This is a genomic window from Mesorhizobium carmichaelinearum (genome assembly GCF_900199455.1).
Classification (GTDB): domain Bacteria; phylum Pseudomonadota; class Alphaproteobacteria; order Rhizobiales; family Rhizobiaceae; genus Mesorhizobium; species Mesorhizobium carmichaelinearum.
On the sequence record NZ_FZQR01000029.1, the window covers coordinates 48,447 to 62,792 of the forward strand.

The 14,346-nt window shown below is 63.5% G+C and carries 18 protein-coding genes and 1 tRNA gene; 11 read left to right on the top strand and 8 right to left on the bottom strand.

Features of this window, described 5'->3' with window-relative positions:
- The first annotated feature begins 160 nt into the window (after positions 1-160).
- From CKW40_RS35320 to CKW40_RS35330, 3 genes are read left to right on the top strand one after another with little or no spacing between them, the layout of a single operon-like run.
- Positions 161-931, top strand: coding sequence for an SDR family NAD(P)-dependent oxidoreductase (locus CKW40_RS35320; RefSeq protein WP_095204332.1), 771 nt, complete (start codon positions 161-163; stop codon positions 929-931).
- Between the two features lie 2 nt (positions 932-933).
- The gene (locus CKW40_RS35325; RefSeq protein WP_095204333.1) at positions 934-2,001 is read left to right on the top strand and encodes an ABC transporter ATP-binding protein; all 1,068 of its coding nucleotides are present in this window, start codon (positions 934-936) and stop codon (positions 1,999-2,001) included.
- 45 nt (positions 2,002-2,046) lie between these two features.
- The gene (locus tag CKW40_RS35330; RefSeq protein WP_095204334.1) at positions 2,047-2,928 is read left to right on the top strand and encodes a MurR/RpiR family transcriptional regulator; all 882 of its coding nucleotides are present in this window, start codon (positions 2,047-2,049) and stop codon (positions 2,926-2,928) included.
- 118 nt (positions 2,929-3,046) lie between these two features.
- On the opposite strand, the gene CKW40_RS35335 is transcribed toward CKW40_RS35330, so the two are convergent.
- Positions 3,047-3,367: a DUF167 family protein gene (locus CKW40_RS35335; RefSeq protein ID WP_095204335.1), complete on the bottom strand. Its 321-nt coding sequence runs from the start codon at positions 3,365-3,367 to the stop codon at positions 3,047-3,049.
- Positions 3,364-3,666 carry a YggT family protein gene (locus CKW40_RS35340; protein WP_095204353.1) on the bottom strand — a complete coding sequence of 101 codons (303 nt, stop codon included), beginning with the start codon at positions 3,664-3,666 and terminating at the stop codon, positions 3,364-3,366. The genes CKW40_RS35335 and CKW40_RS35340 overlap by 4 nt, the downstream gene beginning before the upstream one ends.
- Positions 3,667-3,813: 147 nt before the next feature.
- Between CKW40_RS35340 and CKW40_RS35345 the strand changes: the two genes are divergently transcribed.
- The 6 genes from CKW40_RS35345 (at position 3,814) to CKW40_RS35380 (ending at position 7,340) form a co-directional block, all read left to right on the top strand.
- Positions 3,814-3,889: transfer RNA gene (locus CKW40_RS35345), tRNA-Ala, on the top strand.
- A 329-nt stretch (positions 3,890-4,218) separates the two neighbouring features.
- Positions 4,219-4,968, top strand: coding sequence for a helix-turn-helix domain-containing protein (locus tag CKW40_RS35355; protein ID WP_095204337.1), 750 nt, complete (start codon positions 4,219-4,221; stop codon positions 4,966-4,968).
- 412 nt (positions 4,969-5,380) lie between these two features.
- Positions 5,381-6,439 carry a SagB/ThcOx family dehydrogenase gene (locus CKW40_RS35365; RefSeq protein WP_244571409.1) on the top strand — a complete coding sequence of 353 codons (1,059 nt, stop codon included), beginning with the start codon at positions 5,381-5,383 and terminating at the stop codon, positions 6,437-6,439.
- Positions 6,440-6,506: 67 nt separating this feature from the next.
- Positions 6,507-6,752 carry a hypothetical protein gene (locus CKW40_RS35370; protein ID WP_095204339.1) on the top strand — a complete coding sequence of 82 codons (246 nt, stop codon included), beginning with the start codon at positions 6,507-6,509 and terminating at the stop codon, positions 6,750-6,752.
- A 3-nt stretch (positions 6,753-6,755) separates the two neighbouring features.
- Positions 6,756-7,001, top strand: a complete 246-nt coding sequence (locus CKW40_RS35375; RefSeq protein WP_095204340.1) for a hypothetical protein — start codon at positions 6,756-6,758, stop codon at positions 6,999-7,001.
- Between the two features lie 21 nt (positions 7,002-7,022).
- On the top strand, positions 7,023-7,340 hold the full coding sequence (locus CKW40_RS35380; RefSeq protein WP_095204341.1) for a hypothetical protein: 318 nt from the start codon (positions 7,023-7,025) through the stop codon (positions 7,338-7,340).
- Positions 7,341-7,349: 9 nt separating this feature from the next.
- Here the strand turns inward: CKW40_RS35380 and CKW40_RS35385 are convergent, their stop codons facing one another.
- From CKW40_RS35385 to CKW40_RS35400, 4 genes are read right to left on the bottom strand one after another with little or no spacing between them, the layout of a single operon-like run.
- Positions 7,350-8,294 (bottom strand): energy transducer TonB family protein, encoded by a 945-nt coding sequence (locus CKW40_RS35385; protein WP_095204342.1) that lies wholly within the window; start codon positions 8,292-8,294, stop codon positions 7,350-7,352.
- Positions 8,291-8,758, bottom strand: a complete 468-nt coding sequence (gene exbD / locus CKW40_RS35390) for a TonB system transport protein ExbD (RefSeq protein WP_095204343.1) — start codon at positions 8,756-8,758, stop codon at positions 8,291-8,293. The genes CKW40_RS35385 and exbD overlap by 4 nt, the downstream gene beginning before the upstream one ends.
- A gap of 7 nt (positions 8,759-8,765) precedes the next feature.
- Positions 8,766-9,758, bottom strand: a complete 993-nt coding sequence (exbB, locus tag CKW40_RS35395; RefSeq protein ID WP_095204354.1) for a tonB-system energizer ExbB — start codon at positions 9,756-9,758, stop codon at positions 8,766-8,768.
- A 57-nt stretch (positions 9,759-9,815) separates the two neighbouring features.
- On the bottom strand, positions 9,816-10,607 hold the full coding sequence (locus tag CKW40_RS35400; protein WP_095204344.1) for an ATP-binding cassette domain-containing protein: 792 nt from the start codon (positions 10,605-10,607) through the stop codon (positions 9,816-9,818).
- Positions 10,608-10,964: 357 nt separating this feature from the next.
- Here CKW40_RS35400 and CKW40_RS35405 point away from each other — a divergent pair, with 357 nt between their 5' ends.
- Positions 10,965-11,651 carry a cysteine hydrolase family protein gene (locus CKW40_RS35405; RefSeq protein WP_095204345.1) on the top strand — a complete coding sequence of 229 codons (687 nt, stop codon included), beginning with the start codon at positions 10,965-10,967 and terminating at the stop codon, positions 11,649-11,651.
- Between the two features lie 7 nt (positions 11,652-11,658).
- On the opposite strand, the gene CKW40_RS35410 is transcribed toward CKW40_RS35405, so the two are convergent.
- Together CKW40_RS35410 and CKW40_RS35415 are read right to left on the bottom strand one after the other, a co-directional pair.
- Positions 11,659-12,600 (bottom strand): LLM class flavin-dependent oxidoreductase, encoded by a 942-nt coding sequence (locus CKW40_RS35410; RefSeq protein ID WP_095204355.1) that lies wholly within the window; start codon positions 12,598-12,600, stop codon positions 11,659-11,661.
- Positions 12,601-12,738: 138 nt separating this feature from the next.
- A complete protein-coding gene (locus CKW40_RS35415; RefSeq protein WP_010912229.1) occupies positions 12,739-12,894 on the bottom strand; it encodes a hypothetical protein in 156 nt (51 codons plus the stop codon).
- A 269-nt stretch (positions 12,895-13,163) separates the two neighbouring features.
- Here CKW40_RS35415 and CKW40_RS35420 point away from each other — a divergent pair, with 269 nt between their 5' ends.
- Entirely contained in the window at positions 13,164-13,931 is a 768-nt protein-coding gene (locus CKW40_RS35420) for an SDR family NAD(P)-dependent oxidoreductase (RefSeq protein WP_095204346.1), read from the top strand.
- Positions 13,932-14,346 lie beyond the last annotated feature (415 nt).

The window sequence follows — 14,346 nt, forward strand, 5'->3', positions numbered from 1 at the left end:
CGCATTTGCGCTCCTTGTGCCGATGGCGGACACAAGATTTATGTGACTTTCCTACATTATCGAGGAATTCCCGGCATGCAAGCAGATTATCATGTTGCTTAATTACATTCTTTTCAGTAGCCTACCGGCATCTGCCTGACCTGTGGGAGGAGCAAGCGCCGTGGTTTCGAAAGCCGAATTCGAAGGCCGCACTGTCGTCATCACCGGTGCCGGCGGCGGCCTTGGCTCGGCGATCGTAGCGCTGCTGGCCGGAAGGGGCGCCCGGGTGGTCGGCTGCGACCAGTCCGAGGAGGCGCTGGCCAGCCCGCACCTTGCCTCGCGCCATGTCTTCAACCTTCTCGACCGGTCTTCGATCGAGGCGGGAATAGCCGCTGTGCTGGACAAGGACGGCGTGCCCGACATCCTGATCAACAATGCCGGCTGGACACGCGCCGAGACGATTTCCGCGCTCAACGCCGACAGGATCGAGCACGAGCTCGACCTCAATCTGACCGGGGTGATGACTTTCGCCGACCCTATTGCGAAGGCGATGGCCGCGCGCGGTTCGGGCAGCGTCGTCTTCATCTCCTCCGTCAACGCCATCGCGCATTTCGGCAACCCCGCCTATGCCGCGGCCAAGGCTGGCATCAACGCCTATGCCAAATCGATCGCCGTCGAGCTCGGCCGCAGCGGCGTGCGCGCCAATGTCGTCTGCCCCGGATCGATCCGCACCGCTGCCTGGGACCATCGCCTGGCCAAGGATCCGGAGATCCTCGGCAAGCTCAAGCGGCTCTATCCGCTCGGCCGCATCGTCAATGCCTCGGAAGTGGCCGAAGCCGTGGCTTTCCTTGCCTCGGACCGCGCATCGGGCGTAACAGGCGTGGTGATGCCCGTGGATGCCGGGCTGACCGCCGGCTGCCTGCCATTCATCGACGATATATTGGGAGCGTGACCATGACCGACGTCCTGTTTCGCAACCTGTCGAAATCCTTCGGCCAACACAAGATCCTCGAGAACATCGATCTCGATATCAAGACAGGCGAGTTTGTGGTGCTGGTCGGCCCGTCCGGCTGCGGCAAATCCACCTTGTTGCGTATGCTGGCCGGCCTGGAGACAATCACATCAGGCGATCTTCTCATCGGCGGCACACGCGCCAATGATTTGCCGCCGCAGCAGCGCAACATCGCCATGGTGTTCCAGTCCTATGCGCTGTTCCCGCATCTGAAAGCCTCGGACAATATCGGCTTCGGCCCGAAGATCCGTGGCGAGAACCGCGCCGCGATCGACGACAAGGTCAAGAAGGCGTCCGGCGTGCTCAACCTGTTCTCCTACCTCGACCGCTACCCGCGCCAGCTGTCGGGCGGCCAGCGTCAGCGTGTCGCCATGGGCCGCGCCATCGTGCGCGAACCCTCGGTGTTCCTGTTCGACGAGCCGCTCAGCAATCTCGACGCGCAATTGCGCGTGCAGATGCGCACCGAGATCAAGGCGCTGCACCAGCGGCTGAAATCGACCATCGTCTACGTCACCCACGACCAGATCGAAGCCATGACCATGGCCGACCGCATCGTCGTGATGGACCGCGGCCGGATCCAGCAGGTCGGCGCGCCGCTCGAGCTTTACGACCGGCCGGCCAACAAATTCGTCGCCGGCTTCCTCGGCTCGCCGTCGATGAGTTTTGTCTCCGGGGCTCTCAAGGCAACGTCTGAAAAAACCTGGTTCGAATCGGCCGGTGGCGGGCGGCTTGCGCTTGCCGGCAAGGCGGTGCCGGCGGACAGTGCCGTGGAGGCTGGCATCCGGCCCGAGCACTTCATCATCGGCGCGGCCGCCGACGCCATGGCGCTCAAGGTGGATGTCGTCGAGCCGACCGGCTCCGAAACCCATGTCTATGGCGCGATCGGCACGGATACGGTACGCGCCGTGTTCCGCGACAGGGTACCGGTCAGGCCAGGCGACCTGCTGCCGGTCTCGGTCGATCCCGGCAACATCCATCTGTTCGACAAGACGACCGGCCTGCCGCTATAACGCCTACCCCTGCGAAGGCAATGGCATGAATACGAAGCGACAAACATGAAGACGCCGGCCGACATCATCACGCGGCTGCAGTTGATGTCGCAGGACGGCACCAAGTCGGATCGCCGGCTGGCCAGCCTTGTGCTCTCCGATCTCGATTTCGCTTCCAAGGCTGCCATCTCCGAGATCGCCGCGCGCGTCGGCGTCAGCGAACCGACGGTCACCCGCTTCTGCCGCAACCTCGGCTGCGAGGGCCTGCGCGATTTCAAATTCTATCTGGCGCAGGCCATCGCCATCGGCGGCCAGTATCTGTCGCCCGAACCACTGAGCCGCGATGCGCGTGAGCAGCGCATCGCCTCGGCCATCACCGAAGCGGCGATCTCGGCCATCCAGCGTGCCAGCGAGAATCTTGACATGACGACGCTGGTCGCTGTCGCCGAGCGGCTTGCGACGTCAGGCAATGTGCTGTGCATCGGCTCCGGCGGCATCTCCTCGATGATGGCGACCGAGATGCAGAACCGGCTGTTCCGGCTCGGCCTGCCGGTGCTGGCGCAGATCGACGGCCAGTTGCAGCGCATGTACGCCGCCGTCGCCACTCCGGACACAACCGTGGTCGCTTTTTCGGTGTCCGGCTATGCGCGCTCGGTCATCGAGGCGGTGCAGGTCGCGCAGCAATATGGCGCCACCACGGTCGCCATCACCGCGCCCGATTCGGCACTGGCCAAGGCCGCCGACACGGTCATCCATTTGCAACCGCTCGAGGACGGCAACATCTACAAGCCGACATCGTCGCGCTACGCGCTGCTGGCGATCGTCGACATGATCGTGACATCGGTTGCCGAAACGCGCGGCCCCAAGGTGCTGGAGAATTTGCGCCGCATCAAGCAGAGCGTGAACACGCTGAAGGTCGACGATCCAAGGCTGCCGCTGGGGGATTGAGGGCCGGCGCCGAAGCTGCTGATCTCCCCCCTTGTGGGGGAGATGTCCGGCAGGACAGAGGGGGGCGCTGTCCCGCCGACATTTCAGGTTCGGAGTTGCCACCGCACCGGATTGCGGATCAGCCAAGCGCCTCAACGCGCTGCGCCAGCACCTTCGGATCGCCCGCGACACGCAGCGTCTTCAGCCGGGCCGTGCCGCCCGCGATGACCGAGACCGCCGACGCCGGCACACCCAGCGCCTTGGCGACCAGTCTCTCCAGCGCTTGATTGGCCGCGCCGTTTTCCGGCACGGCACGGACCCGCGCCTTGAGATGGCTACGACCGTCCGCCGATGTTTCGGCGCCCTCAAACCTGTCCACGGAAGATTTTGGTGTCAGCCGCACGAACAGGTGGATGCCGTTCTCGCGCAGACGAAAGAAACAGCCGGTCCCTTGACTCAAATGGGGCCGATGCCGAATAGCGGCTGGACACTCGTATTCAAGAACACGCCGATAAAAGTTAGCGCCAACAGCACGATGATCGGCGAGATATCGACTCCGCCAAGGTCGGGCAGGAAGCGACGGATCGGTCGCAGCACCGGCTCAGTCAGCCGATAGAACATAGTGCCGAGGGAATTGACGAACTGGTTCCGCGAATTGACAACGTTGAAGGCGTAGAGCCACGAGAAGATAGCGGCGCCAACCACGATCCACCAATAGATACTTATCGCTGCGTGCAGCGTGTAAAAAACAGCGTACATCCGTTGCTCCTTGCAGTTGCCGACATGTAGCCATTGCGCGCCAAACCGGCAAGGGCCGCCGGCCGGCGCGCCGGCAACAGGGAATTTCGGCAAAACGCCGCCTTGACAGAAATCCGCCGCGCCCGATAAATGCGCCATCCGTTGGACGGGGCTGTAGCTCAGCTGGGAGAGCGCGTCGTTCGCAATGACGAGGTCAGGAGTTCGATCCTCCTCAGCTCCACCATCGGAACAATCGGTTTCTCGCCTTTCTGCTGCGCCACCAGGGCGCAAGCACGATCCGATGCACCGCGATGCGGCGTTCGGCGCCAAAGTCCCCCCAGAAAAAGCCATAGGCGATTTCGCCATATCCGCGGCAAGGCAGTTGTCAATTGGACTTATGGCGATGGCCGCTGCCGGAATCGGCGCTATTTTTTTTGAAAGCCGTCCCATTAGACTGGCGTTCTCAAATCAGTTTTTCCTGTGTGTTGTGACAAGGCGTTTCGGCGGGGGCGACCGAAGGCGCTATATGGATTCCTGAGTCGAAATGAAGAATTCGCCTGTGAAAGCAAAGACGTGTCCATTCGCGAGAACCTCGCTGCAAATCTCAGACGGCTCTGCAAGGACCATGCCTCCGTTAGCGCGGTATGCCGTGAGTTGGGTATCAACCGCACGCAGTTCGAGCGTTACCTGCAGGGGCAGACCGTTCCGAACAAAGCCACTGCCAAGCTGATCTGCGACTACTTCCGCATCGACGAGGCCGAACTCTACCAGGACCCTGGGACCCCCGAGCCCAGGGATCCCGGCCTGCCGCCGATTTCCGAAAGCCTGTTCAACCAGATGATCCGCCCACCCGCCCCATCGATCGCGGGCGGCACCTATTTCACCTACTTTTCGATCCCGACCCGTTCCGACCTTTTGATGCGGTCGGTGACCTTCGTGCGGCGCGAGGCCGAACTGGTCACATTCCGCAGGGTGACCGGATGGTCGGAGCGCCGTGGCTCGACATGGGCGCGGGCACGCGGCAACCACTATGGCGTGGCGATCTCACGCCTGAACTGGATCTATTTCAGCGGCGTCAACCGCCGCCAGACCGGCGAACCGTCGCTAATCTCCGTGCAGTGGGCGCCCATCTCCGAACCGGTGCTGACGGGCAAGGCCATGCTTCTGACCGAGGCTGGGCCGGCATTCGTATCGGTTATCATGCGGCAGGATATGTCCGGTATCCGGCCACGCCATGCGATCCGCATGGCGCATGTCATCAAGCTTGACGACCCGGGCATCGATCAGCTCGTCGTCAGCCTTGCCCGGGACGGGCTGGGCTAGCGGATCGGTTACGCTAAATAAGAATAAGATTATCCCGAAAAAGCGTATGCTAGCGATTGCCTACTCCATATTTGAGCAAAATCGATTTTTTAGACTTTACCACCAAGAAAGATATTTTAGATCACGTTGGCTTTACTACAATTTTAACAAACCATTAACTCTTTCGACCTTACCTTTCTTCATGCGGATCCCGCTGTGGGGATCTTTCAACAGATCCCATTGGGGGGTCGGGAAAGGGACGAAAATGGCCAAGAAAGTGAACAATGCCCCGAAGCTGACGGTTGCCGCGGGCACGCAGACCGTCTTCTTCTCGCAGGGCATGCACTACAACAAGCGCTGAAGTCGTTCGGCGCCGGTGGGCTCTTCGCTTGTCGGCGCCTCACACTCACAAACGGCATTCAGCATCATGAAAATGCGCTCCGCAAAAACGCTTGTTTTCTATCCCGGGACCAACAAGGTCACGGCCTGCAACTTCCTGACCAGAAGCGTCTTCGAATGCAGCCCCGAGGTGATCGGCCTTCTTGCATCCTGGGACGAATGGGCCTCCACAGCGGAAATCGCGCGCGCCCATGGATGGTCGAAATCCGACCTCAATGCCGTCGTCCCGCAATTGCTTGATTTTTCCGCCCTGGTCACCGCCGGTTCACCGCTGGCCGAACAGGAAACAAAATTCTCCGGACAGTGGAGCTGGGGCATCCCGACCGCGCTGATGCACTTTTGCGTCCAGGACTCGGAGTTCATGACCATTGAACAGGCCGAGGCACGCCAGATCGAACGCGCCGGCCACGTCGCGCAACCCGACCTCATGCTCAAGAATATCGCCGGCGCCATTCGGCTGCCGAACGCACTCGACGACAACGACCTTCTGAGCCTGATGGCGCGGCGCCGCACCAACCGCACCGCGGCCGCCCCCACCATCACCGCGCAGCAGCTTTCCGATTGCCTGTTCGCAGGCATGGGCATTACCGGCGAGACCAGCAACTGCGTCGGCACCCTGCCGCTGGGCATGACCCCTTCTGGCGGCGCCCGGAACCCCTATGAGGCCTATGTGGTTGCGCTTGGCGTCGAGGGTCTGGAGCCCGGCGTCTATCATTATTCGGCCGCCGATCACGACCTCGGCAGAATCTCGGCCAACCATCTGCCGAAGATCTCCGAGCTGGTCGGCGGGCAAGAATGGGCTGACGCCATGCCTTGCCTGATCCTGCTTTGTGCCAAGCTCGACCGCACCATGTGGAAGTATGAGGATGCCAACGCCTATCGCGTCGTGCTGATCGAGGCCGGCCATATCGGCCAGAACATGATGCTGGCGGCGACCAGGCATGGTCTGTCGGCCTGCCCCACGGCAGCACTCAGCCATTCAGCGATCAAGCGCCTTCTCGGCCTCGACCGCCTCACCGATGCACCCATCTATGCGTTGACACTCTCTGCCCCGGAACCAAGCCCGCATTCGGCGGGTCAGTCAATTAATTAGCCATCTTACAATGTCCAGTGCAACCAGTACGCGTTCCCTGAGTTTCACCAGATGACAGGAGAAGCACGTGGCAAATCAGTCCCTACGTCAGTCAGAGATCGATAGCCTTCACTATATCGCGACGATGACCAATGAGCTGGTGCAGATGGCCGAAGCAAGCCGTTTTCCCATGATCTCTTATCTGCTCGGCATGGCCTATGCCGAAGCCTTCGACGTCCTGCGCGGCGCGCGGCCGGCAAGGCATGCCCAGCTCAGCGGCAACCCGATGTATCCCAAGCCGAAGGAAAACCACGCTCAGCCAAGGAGAGCGTAGCGGATGCAGCCGTCAGCCCTGTGCGCGGCGGCGGGCTCTTCGCCGAACCGGTGGGAGACGCTGTGTGCGCTGCAAAGCCTGCTGCCGCTCCTGAAAAAGGCCGCCGCCGACCTTGACCGGCCCGACATGGTCTACTGGTTCGCGCAGACCGACGCCGAAATTGCCAACATCATCAGGGGCCGGCCATCCGACACCGCCGCGATCCCTGCCTTGATCGCCAGCAGCCCCGCAAATGGACTCTGTGCATAAAGATTCGAGGGGGACCCGCCAATGAACATGATCGCACCCATCAGGAGCGCTGACGCCAGGGACAGCGTCTTTGGCCGGCTCCAGGTCCTGATCGCCAGCCGGCCGGCATCGCCGGATGCCGCACGCGTCGAGGCCCGGCACCTGATTTCGATGGCGATGGCCGACACCTGGCAGGCCGACAGCCTGTGGGGCGCGGCGGACGCCTTTCACGCCCATTTCGACTTCATGATGCAGACCATCGAGATCAACGGCGCCGACGATCCGAACCTCAGGGGCCTGCGCACGAGATGCCGCTTCTACCTGGAGCAGGTCGAAGCGCTGTGTCAGTCGATGAGCTGAACTGCCGCTTCAGTCCCGCAAATTGAACACGAACGGCGCCGTGCGGCTGACGCGCGCGCCGAGTTCCGACGGCGGCGCCGGCACCGTGGCGCCTTGCAGCACGGCAAGCGCGGCGCGGTCGAGGTCGGGATCGCCTGAAGAACGGGCCACGCGGGCCGACATCACCCGGCCGGACGCATCCACCGTGAAGGTCACGTTCACATTGCCCTGCGCGCGCCTGGATTTCGCAGCGCTGGGATAGCGCTTGTGCCGGTTGATCCATGCCGTCAGCCGGGATTCCCACTTGGCCGGGCTGACGCCTGAAACCCCGGCCGCCGATTTCGGCGCCGCCGCCTTGGCCGCCGGCTTTGTCTCCGCGCTTGCGGTTGCTACCGTCTTTGCCGGCTCGGCCTTTTCCTTCTTAGGCTTAGGCTTGGGCTTTTCGACCGGCTTTTTCGCCTTGGCCTGGACAGGTTTCTTTTCCTTGGGCTCTTCGACCGGCTGCGGCATCGGAACGACAACCTCTGGCGTCACCGCCTCGACAACGTCGGGAATGACTTCGTCCGGCGGCGGCTGGTCGACCGGTTCGGCCTCGGTGGTCTCGGTCGGCTCGGTCTCGTCGGGCGGCACCGTTTCCGGTAGCTCAGCGGTCGGCTCGGCCTGTTCGGTCACTTTCTCGGGCTCGGCCTCAGTGACCTTTTCGGTCTCCTCGACGGGTTCGGTCTGGTCGGGCATCGCCGCATCCAACATCGCGGCCTGTACGGGCACTGCCGGCGTCACCACCATCGGCGCCATTTCGATCACCGGGGCCGGCGGCGGCCCGCCATCCATCTCGATCGGACTGAAGCTCTGCACCGCATAGGCGACCGCGACATGGGCGCCAAGCACCAGCGCTGCCGCACCTGCCCACAGGCCAAGATCGCGCCAGCCGAAGCGCGACAGCTGCACCGTGGGCAAGGCGGCGGACCGTGTCATGGTGTGGCGGTTCCCGCTGGAGCGGTTGCCGGTGCATCGGCAGCCTGCGCCGTCTCCAGGCTGACCAACGCGATCTTCAGATAGCCGGCGCCGCGCAACAGGTTCATGGCCTCCATCAGGTCGCCATAGGCGACCGCCTTGTCGGCGCGCAGGAAGATGCGCGTCTGCTTGTCGCCCTTGGTCTTGGCTTCCAGCGTGGCCGCGAAGGCCGGGCGCGGCACGGTGTCGTTGCCGATCGCCAGCGTGAGATCATCTTTCAGGGTCAGGAACAGCGGCGTTTCGGGTCGCGGCGCCGGCGTCGCCGTCGAGCCCGGCAGGTCGACATTGACGTCCACTGTCGCCAGCGGTGCGGCGACCATGAAGATGATCAGCAGCACCAGGATGACGTCGATGAAGGGAGTGACGTTGATCTCGTGGCTCTCCTCGAGATCGTCGTCCATGGTCTGGCGGATTCTGCTTCCCATGAGATCGCTACTCCGCTGCCAGCGCCGTCGTCGGCGCGACCGTGCGGAAATCCAGGTCGCGGCTGACCAGCCTCTCGACACCCGCCGAGGCATCGGCGAGAATCTGCCGGTAGCCGGCTATCGAGCGGGCGAAGACGTTGTAGATGACGACGGCCGGTATCGCCGCGACGAGCCCCATGGCGGTGGCCAGCAGCGCTTCGGCGATGCCCGGCGCGACCACGGCGAGATTGGTGGTTTGCGCCTGCGAAATGCCGATAAAGGCGTTCATGATGCCCCAGACGGTGCCGAACAGGCCGACGAAGGGTGCTGTGGAACCGATTGTCGCCAGCACGCCGGTGCCGCGCGACATGCGCCGCGACGCCGCCGCCTCGATGCGCGACAGGCGCGAAGAAACCCGCTCCTTCAGCCCGTCGCCGCCGACATGGTCGAGCGCCCCGGCCGAGAGCGCGGTCTCTTCCTCGGCCGCCCGCACCAGAAGCGCGCCGGGGCCGCCGCTGCGGTCGAGCGCGCGGCTCGCCTGCTTCAGTGTTGCGGCCTCGCCGATCGCTCGGACGGCCCGGCGGATGCGCAGCTTGCCGCCGAAAATCTCCAGCGATTTGGCCAGCCATATCGTCCAGGTGACGAGCGATGCGAAGGCCAGCCCGATCATCACCGCCTTCACGATGATGTCGGCGGCCATGAACATGCCCCAGGGCGACAAATCGTGCGGCAGGTTCAGCTCCATCGGCGCCGAAGGTGCGGCCCCGGCCGGCACTGCCGTGGTCGGTTGGCCGCCAGGCTGGGCGGGCTCCATCGGAGCCGGTGCCGCAGCCGCCGGTGTGGTGGGTACTGGTGTAGAGGGTGCCGGTGCGACGGGCGCTGGTGTGGCTGGAGCCGCTGCCGGCGCGGCATGGGCCTCGGCCGCCGGGGCAGCGCCGGTCGGTTGCTCCTGGGCCGTCGCACTGCCACCCACCAGGATCACCGATGCGACCAACGCCGCCAACAACCAAGTTCTAAACAACAGCTTCTTCCTTGTTCTCACAGCGGCCAGCCGCTTCCGTCACCGCATCAAATCTCGTCACTGCACATAGCCGACGGGTTGGCCGGTGACCGGGTGCGCGAACACGCCCATCTCCACGCCGAAAATGCCCTTGAGCACGTCGCCCCGCATGATTTCGCCAGGCGTGCCGCGGGTCAGCAGCTTGCCGTCCTTGAGCGCGATCAGCTCGTCGCAATAGCGCGCCGCCATGTTGGGATCGTGCAGCACGACGACGACGCACAGGTCGCGTTTGCGGCTGAGCTCCTTGACCAGCCCCAGCACCTCGACCTGATGGGCGATGTCGAGCGCCGAGATCGGCTCGTCGAGCAGCATGACGCCTGCATTCTGCGCCACCAGCATGGCAAGCCAGGCGCGTTGCCGCTCGCCGCCGGACAGTTCATCGACCAGACGGTCGGCGAAACCGCCCATGTCGGTCAGCGCAAGCGCCTCCTCGACATGCCGCCTGTCTTCCGCGCTGAAGCGGCCGAGCGCGCCATGCCAGGGGTAGCGTCCAAGCGTCGCCAGTTCCCGCACCGTGAGGCCGGTTGCCGCCGGCGTCGTCTGCGGCAGATAAGCGAGCGCGCGGGCAAGCTCACGCGCGCCCCATTGCGGCAACGGCCGCTTGGCGAAGGTGATGGCGCCCGAACTTGCCGGCTGCTGGCGGGCCAGCAGCTTGATCAGCGTCGACTTGCCCGAGCCATTGTGGCCGATCAACCCGTAGACGCGCGCGCGCTGCAATTCGAGCGAAACCGGACCGAGCAGCGTCCGCTCGCCGACGGCAAACCGCACCGCGTCGATTTGAAAGGCAGTCTCAGCTCCAGCCACGGTCATGGTTCTTCTCCGGTGCGGCCGCATTTCCGGTTCAGGCTGCGGCAGGCAGGTGCCGGTTTGACTATGAAACATGACTTTACTAGTCAACATTGAAGATGACTGCAACACTCAACAAATCGTTGACGCGCATTCAAAGCCGGATGGCACCGATCGCACCATAGCCGTAGCGCGGAGGGAATCGTCGATCACACAGCGAACCGCGCCGCGGCACCAGGCGCCGGCCGAACCACCACGTCTGCGGCTCGTCGTCTTGATGCGGAATCGCTAGAGCAATTCCAGGAAAAAGTGTGAAACGTTTTCCGTCCGGAATTGCGCCAAAACAAAGAGTTAGCGTGACCCGGGAACAGGGAGCCACCAATGATCAAGGCAACGCCCTTCGACTTCCCCTATGACGGCAGGCTGCTGGCTGAAAACACCGCACTTGTCGTCATCGACCTGCAGCAGGATTTCCTGTCGACCACGGGTTACTTCGCCAAGCAGGGTTACGATCCCTCGCCGCTACGGGCGATCCTGCCCACGGTGAACCGGCTGATATCAGCCGCGCGCAAGGCCGGTGTCAGGGTCATCCACACCAGGCAGGGTTATCGCGCCGACATGGCCGACATGACGCCCTACGAGAAATGGCGCCGCAAGCGCTCCGGCCTCGACGGCACCGACATCCTGCTGCGCTCGGGCGCTGGCTTCCAGATCGTTCCGGAAATCGATGTCGCGCCTGACGACATCATCGTCGACAAGACCTGCAACAGCGCCTTCACCTATACGGATTTCGAGCTTGTGCTGCGCGCGCAAGGCATCACGCACCTCATGTTTTCCGGATGCACGACCGATGTCTGCGTCCACACCACGCTGCGCGAGGCCTGCGACCGCAACTTTCAGTGCCTGACCATCTCCGATGCCTGTGCCAGCGGCGACAGACAAGCCCACGAGGCCGCGCTGCACATGGTGACGATCGAGGACGGCGTCTTCGGTGTCCTGGCCGATTCAGCCGCCGTCATCGACGGCCTGTCGCGGCTTGGCGACAGGCGTCACGCAACAGACGATTGAAGGGCCTTCAGCCAGCGGCCCGCGTCTCCAACCCGCCGCGAGGCGCATAGGCCCCCGGCTGGAAAGCATCCTGTTCGCGGCGCGCCAGCGAGTTGCGCAGCAGGGCGATCGTTTCGCGGCCGACCGTCGCGATCTCGCGCGGCGTGTCGACGCCGACGATCATGAATTCATCGATGCCGAGCCCGGCATAGGCAAGCAGCGACAGTGCGACCTGAGCCGGCGGCCCGGACAGGTCGACCGCCTTGTGGCCGGTGGCGGAAGCGCCCCGGTGAATCCGCACCGGAAGCGCGAAGCGCAGCTTGCCGGCCCGGCCATGTTCGGCGGCGGCGCCACGCACGCGTTCCATCAGTTGCCGGACTTCATCGATCGAGCCCGGCGCCAGTTCGAAGACATCGGCATGCCGGCCGGCCACTTTCAGCGCCGTTCCGGACTGACCACCCATGCGGATGGTCAGGTCGGCGCCGTGCGGGCCTTTGCGCGGCACATAGCCGCCCTTGATACTGTAGAAGGCGCCTTCGTGATCGAAAGGCCGGTCGTTCGACCACAGCCGCTTGAGCAGAACCAGATACTCATCGATGCGCTGCCAGACGACCGTGTGCCCGACCGGCCGTGTCTCGGCGTCGTCATCGTTCAACGGTTCGCTGATCATGCGAAGCGCCAGCCGTCCGCCGCTTTTTCGATCTATCGATGCCAGCTGGCGCGCCGCCACGGTCGGCTCGACGACACCCGCCCAGTGGGTCAGCACGACCTCCAGCGAGGCGGTGCGGTCCAGCACCTGAGCGGCAAGATCCATATTGGTCAGCAGACCGGCCGGATCGTCGACGACGATCTTCTGGAAGCCGCCATCCTCGATCAGCCCGAGCTTGGTCGCGGTCTCGGCAAAGTCGTAAAAGAACGGAACGGCGGCATCGGTGGTCTTGCCGGGGACATGGGTGAATTCGATCGGCATTGTCATCTCCTCCATCGCTGGAATCATGGATGCTGTGAAATGCGAACCACGGTCGCGCGCAAGCGTCCCGGGATCCGGTTCATTCAACTCCGATTGCCTTGATACAGCGGGGCAACTGGCCCCTGTCGATCTCGTGCCTTAGGGAATGAGGCCCAGAACGACGGCCCCGGTGAACACAAACGCAAGGGCAAAGACGAGATAGGCGAACGCTCCGGCATAGGCCGGGCGAAAGGTCTGGGCATTGGCCAGCCTCTGGCCGCTGCTGTCAGTCTGAGCGTTCTGGATATAGGACATATCGACCTCCGTCTCGCCCGTTAATCTATAAAACTTGTAGACTTTGTCGATTGCTATTTTCGAGCCATACGCAGAATAATTTTTCCCTATGGGTCGTCTAATTGGTTGTCGATTGCTGAGAGGCCCCCGTCTGGGAGGTCGATGGCCAGAGCCGGCCGCATCGCCATGAGTGCCTGAATGGGCCTATGGCCTCGTGCCGCTGCGCCCAATTCGTGCATTGGCCACCAGATGCCATCAGACCGAAAATCATCAATCATGGGGAGCGGAAAATGGGCGAAAGACTGGCCGGCAAGGTCGCCATCATTTCGGGCGGCGCGACGGGAATGGGCGGGGCGGCCTCGGAACTGTTCGCGGCGGAAGGCGCCAAGGTGGCGATCATCGACCGCAATGGCGAGGCGGCCGCCGCCACCGCCGCGGTGATCCGAGCGCGGGGACACATCGCCGAGCATTTTGTCGCCGACGTATCGGATGAAGCCCAGGTTCAGGCGGCGGTGAAAGGCGCGGCGGAAAAACTCGGGCCGGTCACGGTGCTGTTCAACCACGCCGGCACCATCGTGATAAAGCCGTTCCTGGAGACGACGGTGCAGGAATGGGACTGGCTGCACGCCGTCAATGTGCGCTCGATGTTCCTGATGACGCGCGCCGTACTGCCCGGCATGATCGCGGCTGGTGGCGGTTCGATCGTCTGCACCTCGTCGATCTCGGCGGTGGCGGCGACACCCATGGAGGTGCTCTACGACACCACCAAGGGCGCCTGCCACATGTTCGCCCGCGCCATCGCGGTGGAGTTCCGCGACCGCAACATCCGTTGCAACGCCGTCTGCCCTGGCTTTATCAGGACGCCGCACGGCCTGCGCGAGGTCGCCGATTTGGGCAAGCTCGGCGTCGACGTTTCAGACGCGGCGCTTGCCGCGCAGCAGGGCCGCATCGGCGAGCCGGAAGAGGTGGCGAAAGCGGCGCTGTATTTGGCGAGTGACGAGTCCAGCTTCGTCAACGGCGCGCATCTGTTCGTAGACAACGGCTTTACCGCGATGTGAGGCGTCCCAAGGTCCAGGTTCTTCGTCCCAGGGTCAGCTTGGCGCCCTTCCTCTACCCCGTCGATCGGGGGAGAGGTGTCGAGCGCAGCTCGACGGAGTGGGGGGCGACCCTTGGCGCGGTGCAGGAAGTTGCGCCTTGGCCCCCTTTTCAATGTCCGTTGACGTCGGTTGCCAGGTGGTTCCCCCACTCCGTCGCTGCTTCGCAGCGCCACCTCTCCCCCCTCCGGAGGGAGAGGAAAGGTGCCTGTCCGAACCGGATAGATAGGTAACAGAATGGACCGATAGCATGGGTGACAGTTTTCTTGTCCGCCGGAGGACCGGCGATGGTTTGGCGAGAGACTGGCATCATGGACGAGCGGCTACGGTTTGTTGTGGATTGCCTTGCGGGTGAGGAGACGATGAGTGCGCTTTGTGC

Excerpts from the sequence above, each read along its gene's own strand:
- CKW40_RS35325 (WP_095204333.1), top strand. The coding sequence starts at position 934 with ATGACCGACGTCCTGTTTCGCAACCTGTCGAAATCCTTCGGCCAACAC.
- CKW40_RS35330 (WP_095204334.1), top strand. The coding sequence starts at position 2,047 with ATGAAGACGCCGGCCGACATCATCACGCGGCTGCAGTTGATGTCGCAG.
- CKW40_RS35340 (WP_095204353.1), bottom strand. The coding sequence starts at position 3,666 with ATGTACGCTGTTTTTTACACGCTGCACGCAGCGATAAGTATCTATTGG.
- CKW40_RS35365 (WP_244571409.1), top strand. The coding sequence starts at position 5,381 with ATGCGCTCCGCAAAAACGCTTGTTTTCTATCCCGGGACCAACAAGGTC.
- CKW40_RS35375 (WP_095204340.1), top strand. The coding sequence starts at position 6,756 with ATGCAGCCGTCAGCCCTGTGCGCGGCGGCGGGCTCTTCGCCGAACCGG.
- CKW40_RS35380 (WP_095204341.1), top strand. The coding sequence starts at position 7,023 with ATGAACATGATCGCACCCATCAGGAGCGCTGACGCCAGGGACAGCGTC.
- CKW40_RS35385 (WP_095204342.1), bottom strand. The coding sequence starts at position 8,294 with ATGACACGGTCCGCCGCCTTGCCCACGGTGCAGCTGTCGCGCTTCGGC.
- exbD (WP_095204343.1), bottom strand. The coding sequence starts at position 8,758 with ATGGGAAGCAGAATCCGCCAGACCATGGACGACGATCTCGAGGAGAGC.
- CKW40_RS35400 (WP_095204344.1), bottom strand. The coding sequence starts at position 10,607 with ATGACCGTGGCTGGAGCTGAGACTGCCTTTCAAATCGACGCGGTGCGG.
- CKW40_RS35405 (WP_095204345.1), top strand. The coding sequence starts at position 10,965 with ATGATCAAGGCAACGCCCTTCGACTTCCCCTATGACGGCAGGCTGCTG.
- CKW40_RS35410 (WP_095204355.1), bottom strand. The coding sequence starts at position 12,600 with ATGCCGATCGAATTCACCCATGTCCCCGGCAAGACCACCGATGCCGCC.
- CKW40_RS35415 (WP_010912229.1), bottom strand. The coding sequence starts at position 12,894 with ATGTCCTATATCCAGAACGCTCAGACTGACAGCAGCGGCCAGAGGCTG.
- CKW40_RS35420 (WP_095204346.1), top strand. The coding sequence starts at position 13,164 with ATGGGCGAAAGACTGGCCGGCAAGGTCGCCATCATTTCGGGCGGCGCG.